12 protein-coding genes and 1 riboswitch are annotated in these 13883 nt (G+C 65.0%); of the genes, 9 read left to right on the top strand and 3 right to left on the bottom strand.

Going from position 1 to position 13883, the window contains the following annotated elements; genetic code table 11:
- Positions 1–1127: 1127 nt before the first annotated feature.
- From ACFIQF_RS22465 to cobJ, 5 genes are all read left to right on the top strand, one after another.
- Positions 1128–1358: a hypothetical protein gene (locus ACFIQF_RS22465; RefSeq protein WP_393945888.1), complete on the top strand. Its 231-nt coding sequence runs from the start codon at positions 1128–1130 to the stop codon at positions 1356–1358.
- A gap of 95 nt (positions 1359–1453) precedes the next feature.
- Positions 1454–1698, top strand: a riboswitch (cobalamin riboswitch).
- 287 nt (positions 1699–1985) lie between these two features.
- Entirely contained in the window at positions 1986–3218 is a 1233-nt protein-coding gene (locus tag ACFIQF_RS22460) for a nitrite reductase (RefSeq protein WP_393945887.1), read from the top strand.
- On the top strand, positions 3202–3843 hold the full coding sequence (locus ACFIQF_RS22455) for a precorrin-8X methylmutase (RefSeq protein ID WP_393945886.1): 642 nt from the start codon (positions 3202–3204) through the stop codon (positions 3841–3843). Before ACFIQF_RS22460 ends, ACFIQF_RS22455 begins: the two co-directional genes overlap by 17 nt.
- A 10-nt stretch (positions 3844–3853) precedes the next feature.
- The gene (cobI, locus tag ACFIQF_RS22450) at positions 3854–4597 is read left to right on the top strand and encodes a precorrin-2 C(20)-methyltransferase (RefSeq protein WP_393945885.1); all 744 of its coding nucleotides are present in this window, start codon (positions 3854–3856) and stop codon (positions 4595–4597) included.
- Between the two features lie 10 nt (positions 4598–4607).
- Positions 4608–5369 (top strand): precorrin-3B C(17)-methyltransferase, encoded by a 762-nt coding sequence (cobJ, locus tag ACFIQF_RS22445; RefSeq protein ID WP_393945884.1) that lies wholly within the window; start codon positions 4608–4610, stop codon positions 5367–5369.
- 19 nt (positions 5370–5388) lie between these two features.
- Here cobJ and ACFIQF_RS22440 read toward each other — a convergent pair whose 3' ends face one another.
- A complete protein-coding gene (locus ACFIQF_RS22440; RefSeq protein WP_393945883.1) occupies positions 5389–6135 on the bottom strand; it encodes a cobalt-precorrin-6A reductase in 747 nt (248 codons plus the stop codon).
- Between ACFIQF_RS22440 and cbiT the strand changes: the two genes are divergently transcribed.
- The 4 genes from cbiT to cobF are packed head-to-tail and all read left to right on the top strand — an operon-like array spanning position 6134 to position 9358.
- Positions 6134–7330 carry a precorrin-6Y C5,15-methyltransferase (decarboxylating) subunit CbiT gene (gene cbiT, locus ACFIQF_RS22435; protein WP_393945882.1) on the top strand — a complete coding sequence of 399 codons (1197 nt, stop codon included), beginning with the start codon at positions 6134–6136 and terminating at the stop codon, positions 7328–7330. The two genes, ACFIQF_RS22440 and cbiT, sit on opposite strands and share 2 nt — an antisense overlap.
- Entirely contained in the window at positions 7327–7803 is a 477-nt protein-coding gene (locus ACFIQF_RS22430) for a cobalamin biosynthesis protein (RefSeq protein WP_393945881.1), read from the top strand. Before cbiT ends, ACFIQF_RS22430 begins: the two co-directional genes overlap by 4 nt.
- The gene (gene cobM, locus ACFIQF_RS22425; RefSeq protein ID WP_393945880.1) at positions 7800–8594 is read left to right on the top strand and encodes a precorrin-4 C(11)-methyltransferase; all 795 of its coding nucleotides are present in this window, start codon (positions 7800–7802) and stop codon (positions 8592–8594) included. The genes ACFIQF_RS22430 and cobM overlap by 4 nt, the downstream gene beginning before the upstream one ends.
- On the top strand, positions 8594–9358 hold the full coding sequence (cobF, locus tag ACFIQF_RS22420; protein WP_393945879.1) for a precorrin-6A synthase (deacetylating): 765 nt from the start codon (positions 8594–8596) through the stop codon (positions 9356–9358). The genes cobM and cobF overlap by 1 nt, the downstream gene beginning before the upstream one ends.
- A 716-nt stretch (positions 9359–10074) precedes the next feature.
- On the opposite strand, the gene ACFIQF_RS22415 is transcribed toward cobF, so the two are convergent.
- The gene (locus ACFIQF_RS22415; RefSeq protein WP_393945878.1) at positions 10075–12150 is read right to left on the bottom strand and encodes a hypothetical protein; all 2076 of its coding nucleotides are present in this window, start codon (positions 12148–12150) and stop codon (positions 10075–10077) included.
- Between the two features lie 381 nt (positions 12151–12531).
- On the bottom strand, positions 12532–13680 hold the full coding sequence (locus ACFIQF_RS22410; protein ID WP_393945877.1) for an NAD(P)/FAD-dependent oxidoreductase: 1149 nt from the start codon (positions 13678–13680) through the stop codon (positions 12532–12534).
- Between the last annotated feature and the right edge of the window lie 203 nt (positions 13681–13883).

Below are 13883 nucleotides of genomic sequence, written 5' to 3'. Positions count from 1 at the left end.
GACTGGCGCTGCATATCTACGCGACAGGTTGCAAGCCTCAGGGAGTTCCCTGCATACGCCAGCCCTGATCGGGCCATTCCCGAACGCTTTAACGATACAAGGGAGGTCTGCGCTTCGCGCAGATGCCTGGAGGCTCGTTTTTCAATTGGCGTTGGTGGGCATTGCATGCAGCTGCTGGCCGGGTCTCGCCCCGGCGGGCGACCTTCTTTCTTGCTGCACGGCAAGAAAGGAGGCAAAGAAACGTGCCCTACATCCAGCGTCCCCGAAAGCTTCGCGGAGCGAATCTTTCGCGGCAACCTGCGCTCGAAGCAAACGGCGGCGTGCGGCATAACTTACTGCGCGCCAAGGCGCTCCGTTCGAACAGATGCCGCAAGTCAGAGCACGAAGTTTGGCTGTCCTGCGGCAGCCAAACCGCCGCCGTTTGCTCCGATCGCAGGCGCTGGCTGAAAGGGGTGGGGGACAGCCAACAGCCAACAGCCAACAGCCGGAACATCCAACGGCCTGCGAGAGCTGCGCCGTTTCACTCCCTCTCCCGCTGGCGGGAGAGGGTGGGGGCGCCCGGCTAGGGGTGAGGGTGGTACTGCCTTACCGTTGGCATGCGGTCTGCATTTGGGCGGTGTACGCCCCAGCTCTCTCCCGAGGGAGAGGGAGAAAAACTGCCAGCCATCGTTAACCACCTTCGTTCTTCCACGAAGCTATCCCGCTCCCACCCCTTTTGCATGCGCCGAGGAGCACAGGGCGTGGGCTGGCAGTTGCACCGCAGAGTGCAACTGCTTCGTGCTCTGACTCACCGTGTCTGTTTGAACGGAGAGCCTTTGGCTCGCAGTGAGTTTCACGGTGCAGGCCACGCCCGAGCACTCGCAGGTTGCCCTCTTGAATTTCGCCAAAGCGAAATTCAAAGGGACGCAGGCAGCAGGGGCCGCCTTGCTTTGGTTACTTTCATTGGCGGCGCAATGAAAGTGACTGCGCCGCCGGGCGCACATCCCGGCATCTGCGCGAAGCGCAGACCTCCTCGCAGAGAAAACGAACGCTCACCGCTACGCGTTCGCCTCTACCCGCTGACTACCATCTGGCGCTTTGCCGCCAAGGCAATAACCATAACGGCGCTGGAGCGTTTGCGTGACGATATGGACGGTTACGCTGCCAGCCGTTTCCCCGATCGCAACCGGCCGCAAATCCAGCACATCACGCTGTTTCGCTACCGCGAGGCGCTGCCTTGGCAGCCGCTGGTGCAAGCCTGTAGCGCCTTGTCGGCCTGGCAACAAACCTGGCGCATCGACCAGCTGGAGCTGGTGCATGAAACGGCTTACCCCTTGTTGGCAGGCCGCCTGGTAGGCGCTTTGCCCTTGCGCGACTGACTCTCTGCTGGCGCCGCATTGCGCCAAAGCTCGGGCAAGCCACACCCGCATCACGATCTTTGGGCCGGGTGCCAAACCCGGCGTAGAATCCACTCCCACAACAGGTGCTTCCAGGCGCGTTCTGCGCTGCGAAGTGAAACGGGAAGCAGGTGCGTGGCCTTTACACAGAAGGCTGCAATGCCTGCACTGCACCCGCAACGGTAATCAGAGACGTTGCACGCAAGCCCAGGCGCACAGCCGGGCAGCCACTGCGAAAGCGGGAAGGCGCGTAGCAAACACAGCTGGCAAAAGCCCGCTGAACTCTGAGAGTCCGGAGACCGGCCTGGTGTTTTCAAGGCGCAGCGGGAGTGCATGTGACCTGATGGGCAGCCACGTCCGCATTGCGGGCAGCGGCTGCCGGTCTTTGTCTCGTCCAGATTTCTATCTCTCCTTCTGCACATTTTGTTCATGCGGCCCGGGTGGTGGCCGCAGCGACTGTGGGTGCTGCATGGCGCGAGAGCTTCTGTCTCTATCTTCTGAGTGCTTTACGCTAAGGCGTGAGCGTGGTTATTGTGCTTTTTGCATGCTGCGGCTGGCCGGGTTTCGCAACGCGGCTTGCGCGTTGGGCTTCATCTGCGCAGCCCAACCATGAACCCATCCTTCAGCGTTCAAGGCTGGTGCCCCACCGCCTGGCAACCCATGCAGGCGCAAGACGGCTGGCTGGTGCGCGCGCGTCCGCCGTGTGCGGCCATTACTGCGGCGCAATGGCGCGTGTTGGCTGAGTTGGCGGTGGCGCATGGCGACTCGCAGTTGGAGCTTACGCGCCTGGGCAATGTGCAATTGCGTGGCGTGGCCGAAGCCGGGCTGGGCAGTTTGCGGGCCGCGCTGGTGGCGGCCGGGCTGGTGCCTGCGCAGGCGGATGCTGATCTGGCGCCACCCGTGCACTGCACGCCGTTTTACCGGCCGGGCGATGCAACGCATGCGCTGGCGTTGCAGCTCTCGGCAGCGGTGCAGCAACAGCTCAGCCCGGCAGCTTTGCAGCGCTTGGGCCTGGCGCCGCTGCCCAGCAAGTTTGGTTTGCTGGTGGATGACGGGCAGCAGCGGCTCAAAAACACGGGTGCCGACATTCGGCTGTGGCTGGAGCCCGATGGGCGTTACGCGCTCTGTGCCAGCGGCGCTTTGGAATGGCTGCCGTTTGAGTGTGCAGAAGACGCTGTCAGCACCGCCATACAGCTGGCCCGCTGGTTTGCGCAGCAGCGCATGCAACACCAGCCGGCGCCAACGCGGCTGCGCAGTTTGATTGCGCATTACCCGCGCAACACGCAAATACACCGTGAGGTAGCTGCGGCGGCCAGCGCGCTTGCAAGGCCTGTTTCATTGCCTGCCGATGGCGTGTTGATTGGCGCGTCACTGGGCCGCGTCAATGCGCATGCCATGTTGGCGGTGCTGCAGCATCTGCCCGAAAGCGCACCATTGCGCGTTACGCCTTGGCGGTCGTTGTGGGTGGATGCGGCGCTGGGCCAGGCTTTTCAAGACCCGCAGTACTGGATTACCGAAGCCGACGACGTGCGCTTGCGCGTTTCGGCCTGCACGGGCGCGCCGCGCTGTGCGCAAGCGCATATTCCGGCGCAGGCGCTGGCTATGGAACTGGCGCCGCATGTTCCCGCAGGCAGCCATTTGCATGTCAGCGGCTGCGCCAAGCGCTGTGCGCTCGCTGCCGATGCAACGGCAGAAATCAGCGCTGTCTTGCAGGGCGCTTCGGTCCAGCTTTTTCTCCGCTCCAACAGCAGCCATGCTGCGCCGCCCGTCTGCCTCATACCTGATGCGTTGCGCGCCGCGCCCCAACAAATACAACAACTGATCCATGACCTCCACGCTTAAGCACAGCTACGAAACCAGTGGCGCTGCCATCTACCGGCAGTCTTTTTCCATCATCCGCAGCGAGGCGGATCTGCAGCGCTTCTCGCCTTTGCAAGAGCGCGTGGCCTGCCGCATGATCCACGCCGCCGGCATGGTGGAGCTGGCGCAGCACATCCATTTTTCGCCCGATTTTGCCGAGGCAGCGGAGGCCGCATTGCAGCGCGGCGCGCCGATTTTGTGCGATGCGCGCATGGTGAGCGAAGGCATTACCCGCGCGCGTTTACCGGCGCAAAACGCCATCATCTGCACCTTGCAAGACCCGCATGTGCCGGCGCTCGCTGCCGACATGGGCAACACCCGCAGCGCGGCGGCGCTGGAGCTGTGGCGCGAGCATCTGGCTGGCGCGTTGGTGGCCATTGGCAATGCGCCCACGGCCTTGTTCCACTTGCTGAACATGCTGCAAGACCCGGCTTGTCCGCGCCCGGTGGCCATCATCGGCTGCCCGGTGGGCTTTGTCGGCGCGGCCGAATCCAAGGACGCCTTGCGCGCCTGGGGCGGCGTGCCGTATGTCATTGTTGAAGGGCGGCTGGGTGGCTCGGCCATCACCGTGGCGGCTGTCAATGCGCTGGCCAGCGCGGCAGAGTGAGGGGGTGGCGATGACGAACCTAGGCAACATCATCTGCGTCGGCCTCGGGCCGGGCGATCCAGACCTCATCAGCGTCAAGGCCGACCGGCTGCTGCGCAATGCGCGCCATGTGGCGTTTTTCCGCAAGCGCGGCCACCCGGGCAAGGCGCGGCAACTGGTCAATGGCATGCTGCATGCCGAGGTCACCGAATACCCAATGGAGTACCCGCTGACCACTGAAATCCCGCACGACGACCCGCGCTACATCGCGCAGTTGTCGGCTTTCTACGCGCAGTGGCAAGTGCGCCTCACCGAGCTGGCACGCACCGAGCAAGTGGTGGTGCTGTGCGAGGGCGATCCGTTTTTTTACGGCTCTTTCATGCACTTGTTTGTGCGTTTGCGCCAGGCGGGCGAGGTGCCGGTGGAGGTGCTGCCCGGCATACCGGGCATGGTCGGTTGCTGGCATGCCACCGGCATTCCCATGACCTGGGGCGACGATGTGATGAGCGTCTTGCCCGCCACCTTGCCCGACGAGCAACTGCGCCTGCATGTGGCGCGCTCCGATGCGCTGGTTTTCATGAAAGTGGGGCGGCACCTGGGCCGCATCCGGGCGCTGCTGGCCGAGCATGGCAAGTTGGACAACGGCTGGCTGGTGGTCAACGGCACCATGGCGGACCAGCAAGTCATGCCGCTGCGCGACGCGCCTGAGCGCTGCCCGTATTTCGCCATCGTCATCGTGCATGGCCACGGCCGGCGCCCGGCCAACGACATGTGAGAACGCCACCATGCCAACACAACAAGCATGCCTGAGCGTCGTGGGCCTGGGCCCCGGCGCAGACGAGCTGGTAACGCCACAAGTGCGCGCCGCCATTGCCAACGCCAGCGATGCGTTTGGCTACTTTCCCTATATCGCCCGCTTGTCCGGGCTGGAGCATTTGCAGCTGCATGCCAGCGACAACCGCGAAGAGCTGGACCGCGCCCGTGCCGCACTCAACACGGCCGCACAAGGCCGGCAGGTGTTGATGCTGTCGTCTGGCGACCCAGGCGTGTTTGCCATGGCCAGCGCCGTGTTTGAGGTGCTGGACCACGCTACGCCCGAGGAGCAGGCGCGCTGGGCCGCTGTTGACGTGCAAGTGCTGCCCGGCATCACCGCCATGCTGGCGGCGGCCGCGCGTTTGGGCGCACCGCTGGGGCATGACTTTTGCACCATCAACCTCTCCGACAACCTCAAGCCGGCGAGCGTGATCGAGCGCCGCATCCGCCTGGCAGCGCAGGCGGATTTTGCAATGGCTTTTTACAACCCCGCATCCAAAAACCGGCCGCAAGGTTTTGAGCGGGCTTTGCGAGTGCTGCAAGAGGAATGTGAGCCGCAGCGCCTGGTTTGCTTGGCGCGCAATGTCAGCCGCCCGGACGAAAGTTTTCAAGTACTCCGGCTGGAGCAGGTGCAGGCCGACATGGCCGACATGCGCACCCTGGTGATTGTGGGCAACCGCTACACGCGGCAAGTGGGCCGGCATGTTTACACGCCGCGCAGTTATGCCGAATAAGCTCGCCAGTACTCCGGCGTTACACCGTGGCGGCCAGCCACTGCATCGCCTCGTCGGGCGTTTCACACAGCGTTCGGGCGGGCAGGCGCGGGCGCTCCACCATTACCACGGGCAGGCCCAACTGGCGTGCGGCTTCGATCTTGGCGTAGGTATCCGGCCCGCCAGCGTTTTTGCTGACGATGCGGCTGACCCGGTGCTGGCGCAGCAGGGTCAGCTCGTCCGCCAGCTGAAATGGGCCACGCGCTATGACCAGCTCGCAATTCGCGGCGGGCAGCGGAAAGGGTTCTTCCGGCGCATCAACCACGCGCAGCACAAAGTGATGGCCGCCAGCGCAGGGGGCAAAAGCCGCCAACTGCTTGCGCCCGATGGCAAGGAACACGGTGCTGCCGTCTTGCGGCAAGGCACTGGCAGCGGCTGGCATGTCGGCCACGGTCGTCCAGCGGTCGCCAGCCTGCGCTTGCCAGGCGGGGCGCTCCATGGCCAGCAGCGGCACACCCAGCGCGGCGCAGGCCTCGATGGCGTGGCTGCTCATCTGCGCGGCAAACGGGTGCGTGGCGTCTATCACATGGCTGATGCGGTTCTCGCGCAAGTACTGCACCAGGCCGGCCACGCCGCCAAAGCCACCCACACGGGTGGGCAGCGCTGGCGTGCGCCGGGTTTGCGTGGCGCCAGCGTAGGAATAAACAGCTGGCACGCCCGCAGCGTGCAGGCGCGTAGACAAAACATGGGCATCAAAAGTGCCCCCTAACAGGAGAACATGGGTCATGGCCAATCCGTGGCTTTCAATCATCGGCATGCATCCGTCCGGATTGGACGGTTTGAGCGCAGCCGCGCGCCGAGACCTCGATCATGCCAGCTTGGTGTTCGGCAGCCCGCGTCATCTGGCCCTGGCCGGCGTGGGCGAGCGCGGCCGTGCCTGGCCTGTGCCTTTCGATGTGGGGCCGGTGCTGGCGCTGCGCGGGCAGGCCTTGGTGGCGGTGCTGGCTTCGGGCGATCCGTTCCACTTTGGCGCTGGTGCATCGCTGGCGCGCCATCTGCAAGTGGGCGAATGGCGCAACCACCCGGCGCCTTCCACCTTTGCCTGGGTCGCTGGCGAGCTGGGCTGGTCGCAAGAGCAGACGCACTGCCTGGGCCTGCACGCCCGGCCTTTGCAAACGCTTGCGCCTTTGTTGGCGCCTGGCGAGCGTTTTATCTGCTTGCTGCGCGACGGCGCTGCTGCGGCTGAGTTGGCGCAGTGGCTGTGCGCCGCCGGTTGGGGAGAAAGCCCACTGTGGCTGGTGTCGCATGCTGGCGGGCCAGACCGCGTTTTGCGCTCAGCGTTGGCGAGCGAGCTCTTATCTTTGCTGGCGGACGATCCCGCAGCAGCACCGGTTGCCGCTGCCTTTGAGGCGCGTGGCGGCGCTGGTTTTGTGCGCGTGCCGGGGCGCAGCACAGCCACTTTTGCGCACGACGGCCAGATCACCAAAGACGCCGTGCGGGCCATGACGCTGGCCGCGCTGGCACCGCGCCAGGGCGAGCTGCTGTGGGATCTGGGCGCGGGCTCTGGCTCGGTATCGGTGGAATGGTGTCTGGCTGGTGGCCGCGCCGTTTGCGTGGAGCAGCATGCTGCGCGTGTTGCCAATATTGAGCACAACGCCCGCCAATTTGCTTTGCCCATGCAGGTAGTGCAGGGCGATTCGCGCACCTTGCTGCCCCAATTGCCAGGCGAGCCGCAAGCCGTTTTTGTCGGCGGTGGTTTTGACCAAGCGCTGTTTACCGTGCTTTGCGCAAGGCTTAAAGCGCCTTGGCGCTTGGTGGTAAATGCGGTAACGCTGGAGACGCAGGTCTTGCTGGCGCAACTGCATGGTGCCCATGGCGGCCGCTTGCAGCAACTGCAATGGAGCGAGGCTGTGCCGCTGGGCAAGCTGCATGCCTGGCAGGCCGCAAGGCCCGTGGTGCAGTGGGTTTGGAGCGCAGCATGAGCCCGCACACGCGCTGGCTCGTTGGCTGGGGTTTGCGTGCTGCGGCCGAGCGCGCCTCGTTTGCCAGTTGCTGGGCGCAGGCTTGCAGCGCCGTGGCTGGCTTGGGCGCCGGGCCTGCGCCAATCACGTTTGCGGTGCTGCCAAGCCGCATGCAAACACCGGCTTGGCAAGCGCTGCTGGCTTGGCAGGCTTCTGCTGTGCCGCAGGCGGAATGCTTGCAGATAGCCGAGGCTGAGATCAACCACGCGGCCACGCCACACCAATCCTCGCGGCTGCTGCAGCGCTTTGGCACGGGCAGCGTGTGCGAAGCCCTGGCCTGGTGCGCTGCGTGCCGCTTGGCTGGCCCGCAAGCTATCCATTGGGCTTTGCCGCGCATTGTGTCGGCCGACCGGCGTGCCACGCTGGCCGTAGCAGTGCTTGCGCCCGCAGGCTTGCCGCCCACACCAACTTTGACATCAGGAGTTCCATCGTGACCATCCACTTCATCGGCGCTGGCCCTGGCGCTGCCGACCTCATTACCGTGCGCGGGCGCGATCTGCTCGCTGCCAGCCCGGTGTGTTTGTACGCGGGCTCGCTGGTGCCGCCAGAGCTGCTGGCGCATTGCCCGCCGGGCGTGCATCTGGTCAACACCGCGCCGCTGTCGCTGCAAGACATTGCGCAGGAGATGCTGGCCGCCCATGCCCGCGGGCACGATGTGGCGCGCCTGCACTCGGGCGACTTGAGCATCTGGTCGGCCATGGGCGAGCAGCTGCGCATTCTGCGCGAGCACCAGGTGCCGTACACCGTGACGCCCGGCGTGCCATCGTTCAGCGCAGCCGCTGCCGCCTTGGAGGCCGAGCTCACCTTGCCGGGCGCTTGCCAATCGGTCGTGCTCACCCGCACCTCGGGCCGCGCCTCCAGCATGCCTGATGGCGAAACCCTGGCCGCATTTGCCGCCACTGGTGCAGTGTTGGCCATCCACCTTTCCGTGCATGTGGCCGAACAAGTGCAGCAAGAGCTGCTCGGCTACTACGGTGCAGATTGCCCTGCCGCCGTGGTGTGGCGGGCCTCTTGGCCGGATGAGCTGGTGCTGCGCACCACCGTTGGCGAACTGGCCAGCACCGCGCAAAGCAATGCGCTGCAACGCAGCGCCTTGATCTTGGTGGGGCGCACGCTCAACCAAGACAACTTCGGCCAAAGCCGCTTGTACGCCGACGATTACGACCGCCGCTACCGCCCACGTGGCGCCGAGCCGCGCTTCCCGGCCGGGACGGAAGGCCTGTGATGCTGGAGCTGCTGCTGATCGGCATAGGCACCGGCAACCCCGAGCACCTCACGCGCGAGGCCGAGCGCGCTATTGCCTCGGCAGACCTGGTGCTTTTGCCGCACAAAGAAGACAACAAAGCCGAGCTGGCCCAGGTGCGCCTGGCCTTGCTGGCGCAATTGCAGGTGCCAGCCAACCGCATTGCCCATTTCGACATGCCGCTGCGCCGCCAGCAAGGCGCCGATTACGACCAGCAAGTCGACGAATGGCACGACGCCATTGCCCAGCGCTGGCAGACCTGTTTGCGCGCCCATGGCCCTGCGGTTGCTACGCGCCCCCAGCGCGTTGCGCTGCTGGTGTGGGGCGACCCGGCGCTTTACGACAGCACCTTGCGCATTGCCGCCCGCCTGGGTTTGGCGCAAGAGCAAGTGCGTGTGGTGCCCGGCATCACCTCCATGCAAGTGCTGTGCAGCGCTCACGGCATTGCGCTCAACGGTATTGGCGAGCCATTCCTGGTAACCACCGGTCGCCAGCTGCGCGACACAGGCTGGCCGCCAGGTGTGGACACGCTCGTCGTCATGCTTGACGGGCAATGCTCCTTCCAGCAAGTAGCGCAAGAGCCGGGCGCCACCATCTACTGGGGCGCCTACCTGGGCATGCCGCAGCAGTTGCTGATGCACGGGCCTTTGGCGCAGCTGGCGCCGGGGATTGTGCAAGCGCGGCAAGCGGCGCGGGAGCGGCATGGGTGGATCATGGATATTTATTTGTTGCGGAAAGGGGGCTGACTGGGCTGAGTCAGCGGGGCAGGTTTTGATTGCTTGCAGCTGCTGACCGGGGCTTGCGGCGGACGCGTGGCGGCGAGCCACTGTTGTCTCTACAAGGAGGTCTGCGCTTCGCGCAGAAGCCGGGATTTCGCCCCGGCGGGCGACTGACTTTCTTGCTGCACGTCCGGTGTGCCGGCCCAGAAGAAAGTCAGCAAAGAAATGTGCCCTACATCCAGCGTCCCCGACCGCCCCGCGAAGCGGGGCAATCGGGGCAACCTGCGCTCGAAGCAAACGGCGGCGTGCGGCATAACTTACTGCGCGCCAAGGCGCTCCGTTCGAACAGATGCCGCAAGTCAGTTCACGAAGTTTGGCTGTCCTGCGGCAGCCAAACCGCCGCCGTTTACTCCGATCGCAGGCGCTGGCTGAAAGGGTGGGGAGGGACATCCTGAACAGCCAACAGCCCGCGAGAGCTGCGCTCACTGATCTCGGTATATGCGTGGCGCTGCCATCCACTCACGGCGCAACGCGCCATGCCATAACATCGATTTCTGCCGCGTTGGCAGCCCTGGGGCGCGCTTTTGCAAACCGCCAAATCAACAGTGCTATCCCATTGCATGGGCATTGCAGGCGGCAAGGCGAGCAATGCAAATGAAAAACTGCACAGGGCGAACCGTGCGCAGTGGCAGTGTTTTGCGGCTGTAACGGGCGCTGCGCAGGGCGTGTGCAGCGCCTTTTGCTCAGGCGCGGCGGCGCAGCACGCCTGCGCCCAGCACTGCTGCGATCAGGCTGAGCAGCGCCAGCGCGGCCGGGTGCAGTGTGGGAATGGGTTTGGCTGCGACCGGCGTGGTGCCGCCGTTGCCGACGCTAAAGCTTTGCGTTGCCTCTGCTGCGGCCAGCCAGCTGGCATTGCCGGCCTGGTTGGCTGCCAGAGTGCAGGTGCCCGCTGCGTGCAGGGTGACGAGGCCGTTGGCGTCGACCGTGCAGACGCTGGGCGTGGTGCTGGTTAGCACCGCGGGCAAGCCGGAGGTGGCGCTGGCCGTGGCCTGGTAGGTGCCGCCTGTTTGTGCAGCGGTTGGCGCTAGGCTGGTGAAGCTGACCGTTTGTGGCGCTGGAGCCGGTGGTACGGGTTTGACGCTCACCACAAAACTTTGCGTTGCTTGTGCTGCGGCCTGCCAGCTGGCATTGCCGGCCTGGTTGGCTGCCAGGATGCAGGTGCCCGCTGCGTGCAGGGTGACGAGGCCGTTTCCGTCGATCGTGCAGATGCCGGGGGTCTGGCTGCTGAGCGTGGCGGGCAGGCCCGATGTGGCGCTGGCTGCAGCCTGGTAGCTGCCCCCGGCGTAAGCCGGTGAGGGCGCCGTGCTGGTGAAGCTGACGGTTTGTGGCGCCGGTTGCTTTTTAACGACCAGCCAAACCTCGTTAGGCACCGAGGTGTCGATCTGCACCGTCAGCCCCAGCGGCGTGAGCAAGCTGCTGTCGAGCGTGGCGCTGTTGCTGAGGTTGCCGCCGTAAGTGAAGATTTTGTAGGCGCCTTCGGCCATGCCCGGGCTGGGAATGGGCCGGATGGTGCCGTTCATCAACAGATCGCCACTGACGGCGACGAAGTCGCCCGTGCCGTCGGCCACGGGCGTGCCGGTGGTGGGCGTGGCAGCGGTGGGGTCGTTGAGCTCAAACTGGCTGGTGGAGCTGGCATCGAGCTGCAGCGGGCCGTTGACGCTCAAGGTGCCCATGCTGCTGGTGGCCGTGGGCAGCGAATTGCCGGGGGCAAACTGGCTGCCCGACTGGGCCACGACAGGGCCGAGCACGCCGTCGCCGCCCAGCGTGGCCCCACTGAGCACGGTGGTGGCCGAGGTGGCGATATTGCCTTGGCCTATGCCCGATTTGATGACCAGCAGCGTGCCCGTTTGCACGGTGGTGGGGCCGGTGTAGACCATGGGCATGCCAAACACGGTGGTGCCTGCCGAGGTTTTCAGCACCTGGCCGGCACCTTCAATAAAGGCGTTCGAGCCAGCCGGCCCGTAGACATTCAGAAAGGTTTGCACGGTATTGGCGGCCGGGTCCAACTGCACCGTGCTGCCCAGGTTGTTGGTGATGCTGCCGCTCAGTCGGCCGGTGTTGTCGGTCACTTGCACCAACAGCAGCCCGGGTAAAGCACCGCTGGGGCCATTGACAAAGGCGTTGGGAGCGGAGCCTTCAAAGTCGGTGTTGGAGGTGGCTGGCGCTACGCCCGGCAGAACAATGTAGGTGCCACTGTTGTGAAAGGGGGCACCCTGGCTGATGCCGGTGGTGTAGTTGGTGAAGTCGCCGCTGTTGCTCATGGTGCCGGTATTGACCACGGGGAAGAGGGTGCTCCAATAGCTTGTCGAGGTGGCCAGGTTCAAGGTGCCACGGTTGATCCAGGTGCCGCTGTTTTGAAAAGTAAGCGTCGCAGGCGAATTAACCGACAGGTTGACTGTGGATTGCGTGCCATCGTTGGTGATGGTTCCTGCGTTGCTGATGTTGTCGGTCAGCAGGGAAGAGCCGCCCGCATTGACAGTCAACTGGCCCGTGCTGTTGACCGTGAGGTTGGCGATGTCGACGTTGCCGCCACTGGCAATGGTGTATTTGCCGTCGATGGTGCCGGGGTCGTAGTACTGGCTGCCAGATTCGGTGATGTCGTCGCTGCTGTTTACCACCAGCGCAGTCTGGCCCCAGGCCAAGCCGGCTCCGGCCGCCAGGCCCACAGCAACGGCATGGCGCAGGGCACTGGCCCAGGGGCGTGTTGGCAATGGGGGGCTGAAAGCAGCGAGCAGCTTGCGTTGGGGAAGGCGGTGCATGACGAAGGGTTCCTCAAGAGGCCATGTGCTGCAACAGAGATGAATGCTGGCTGAGCGAAACGGGAGCTGATGGGTTCGGCAGCGCTTTCAGCGCAGGCCACAGGCACAGTTTCAGTGGCCCTTTGAGGCTGCATTTTGGGCCCTGAGGCCGCGCCAGACAAGGGTTTTGAGCTTGGGGCCACGGCGCAAAAACGACAGCGCCAGCCCGCTGCCTGGGCTGTGCAGGCAGCTTGGAGTACGGCGCAAAAGTGAAAAGTGAAAAGTGAAAAATGATGAACCGCGCAGGGCAAGCCTGCGCAGTGCTGGTGTTGGTGGCTAGCGGCGTTACAGGGCCTTGCACAGGCGCTGCGCCGGGTGGCGCAGTGGCAAGGCCTCAGCGCATCAGGCCTTCTCGCCCAGCATGGCCAGGGCCAGCTCCAGGCCGGAGACAAAGGCGTCTTCCACGCGGTAGCCCAGGCACCAGTCGCCAGCTATGCCGACGGATTGGCTCGCATCCCAAAGGTGGCTGCGGGCTTGGCCTTGGGCGTCTTTGGGCAGGGGGTTGATGGTTTTGGCGTAGCCCCATTGAACCACGCGCATTTCGGTGGGCGCAGCGTGGATGCGGGTGAGCTCGGCAAAGGCTTGCAGCATTTTGGCGGCAACGCGCTGGGGTTCGTCGTTTTCGTGCTTGCGCGCCCAGTCGGGGCTGGCTTGTACGGTCCAGCGCTCCATTTTGCCGCGGCCGGGTTTGGACGATTCGCGCGCCAGCCAGGTGATGCGCGGGTGCTCTGTGCGGGCGGCGTTCCACTGCGGGCCCATGCTGGTGATGCTGGGGTCGACCGCGTGGCCAAAGCTGAGCAGCAGCGTCCAGCTCGGGGCGATGTAGACCTCGCCCAGGTTCCAGCTGGCGGGGGTGTCGATTTCGCTGTCTTGCAGCAGCGCCTCGGCCTCAGGCGCGGGAATGGCGAGCACCACGCCGTCAAGCCCGGCGTAAACGTGCACGCCGCCGTCGCGGTCTTCGGTGCGGATTTGCCACTGCGTGGGCTCGAGCGCATCGCGCTCAAAGGCAATGGCTTCTTGCGCCAGGTAGATGTTGAGCGGCGCAGCCCAGGCTTGGAGCAGGCTGTCCATGGTGGGCATGCCTACCAGGTGCGGCTCCATGGTGGCCTGGCTGATGACGGCTTTGCCGCCCGCGTCGAGCGTGCGGATGGCGTTGACGCTCCAGCGCCGGGTGGCGCCGGGCACGGTGTCGAGCGCGGTCTGGAAGCGCGGGTCGCGCACGGTGAAGAACTGCGCGCCCAAGTCAAAGCTGCCATGGTTGCCTTCGCGGCTGGCCATGCGGCCGCCCACATGGGCCTGGGCCTCGATCACGGTCACCTGGTGGCCCGCCTGCTGCAGCGTGCGGGCGCAGACAATGCCGGCCATGCCGGCGCCGACCACGGCGAAGTGCTTGCGCTCGGTAGCGGCAGCAGCCTTGCTGGCTGCAGGTGCGCCAGCGCGTTTGCGGGTGGCGGTGGTTCGTTTGGGTTTGGAGGGGATGCGAGCAGGCATGAAGGGCTTTCGGTTCTGTTTCGGCTAGCGGGTTATGTGCGGTGGGCGCCAGTGCAAGCACGGCGCCGGGCAATCCACTCTACACGGTCTGGAGAGCGGTTTTGCTCAGGATTTATCCGGTACGCTCAAAAGGTGTCTCTGGCATATCCCGATGACAAGCTTTCGTTCAATCCAGGGGCGGCCTTTCCCGGTATTCCGCGACG

Origin of the sequence: Comamonas trifloxystrobinivorans, from assembly GCF_043359985.1 — a bacterium.
In the GTDB taxonomy this organism is placed as follows: Bacteria; Pseudomonadota; Gammaproteobacteria; order Burkholderiales; family Burkholderiaceae_C; genus Comamonas; species Comamonas trifloxystrobinivorans.
Note: the sequence above shows the minus strand (reverse complement) of the source record. Positions and strands in the feature narration are given on the sequence as shown.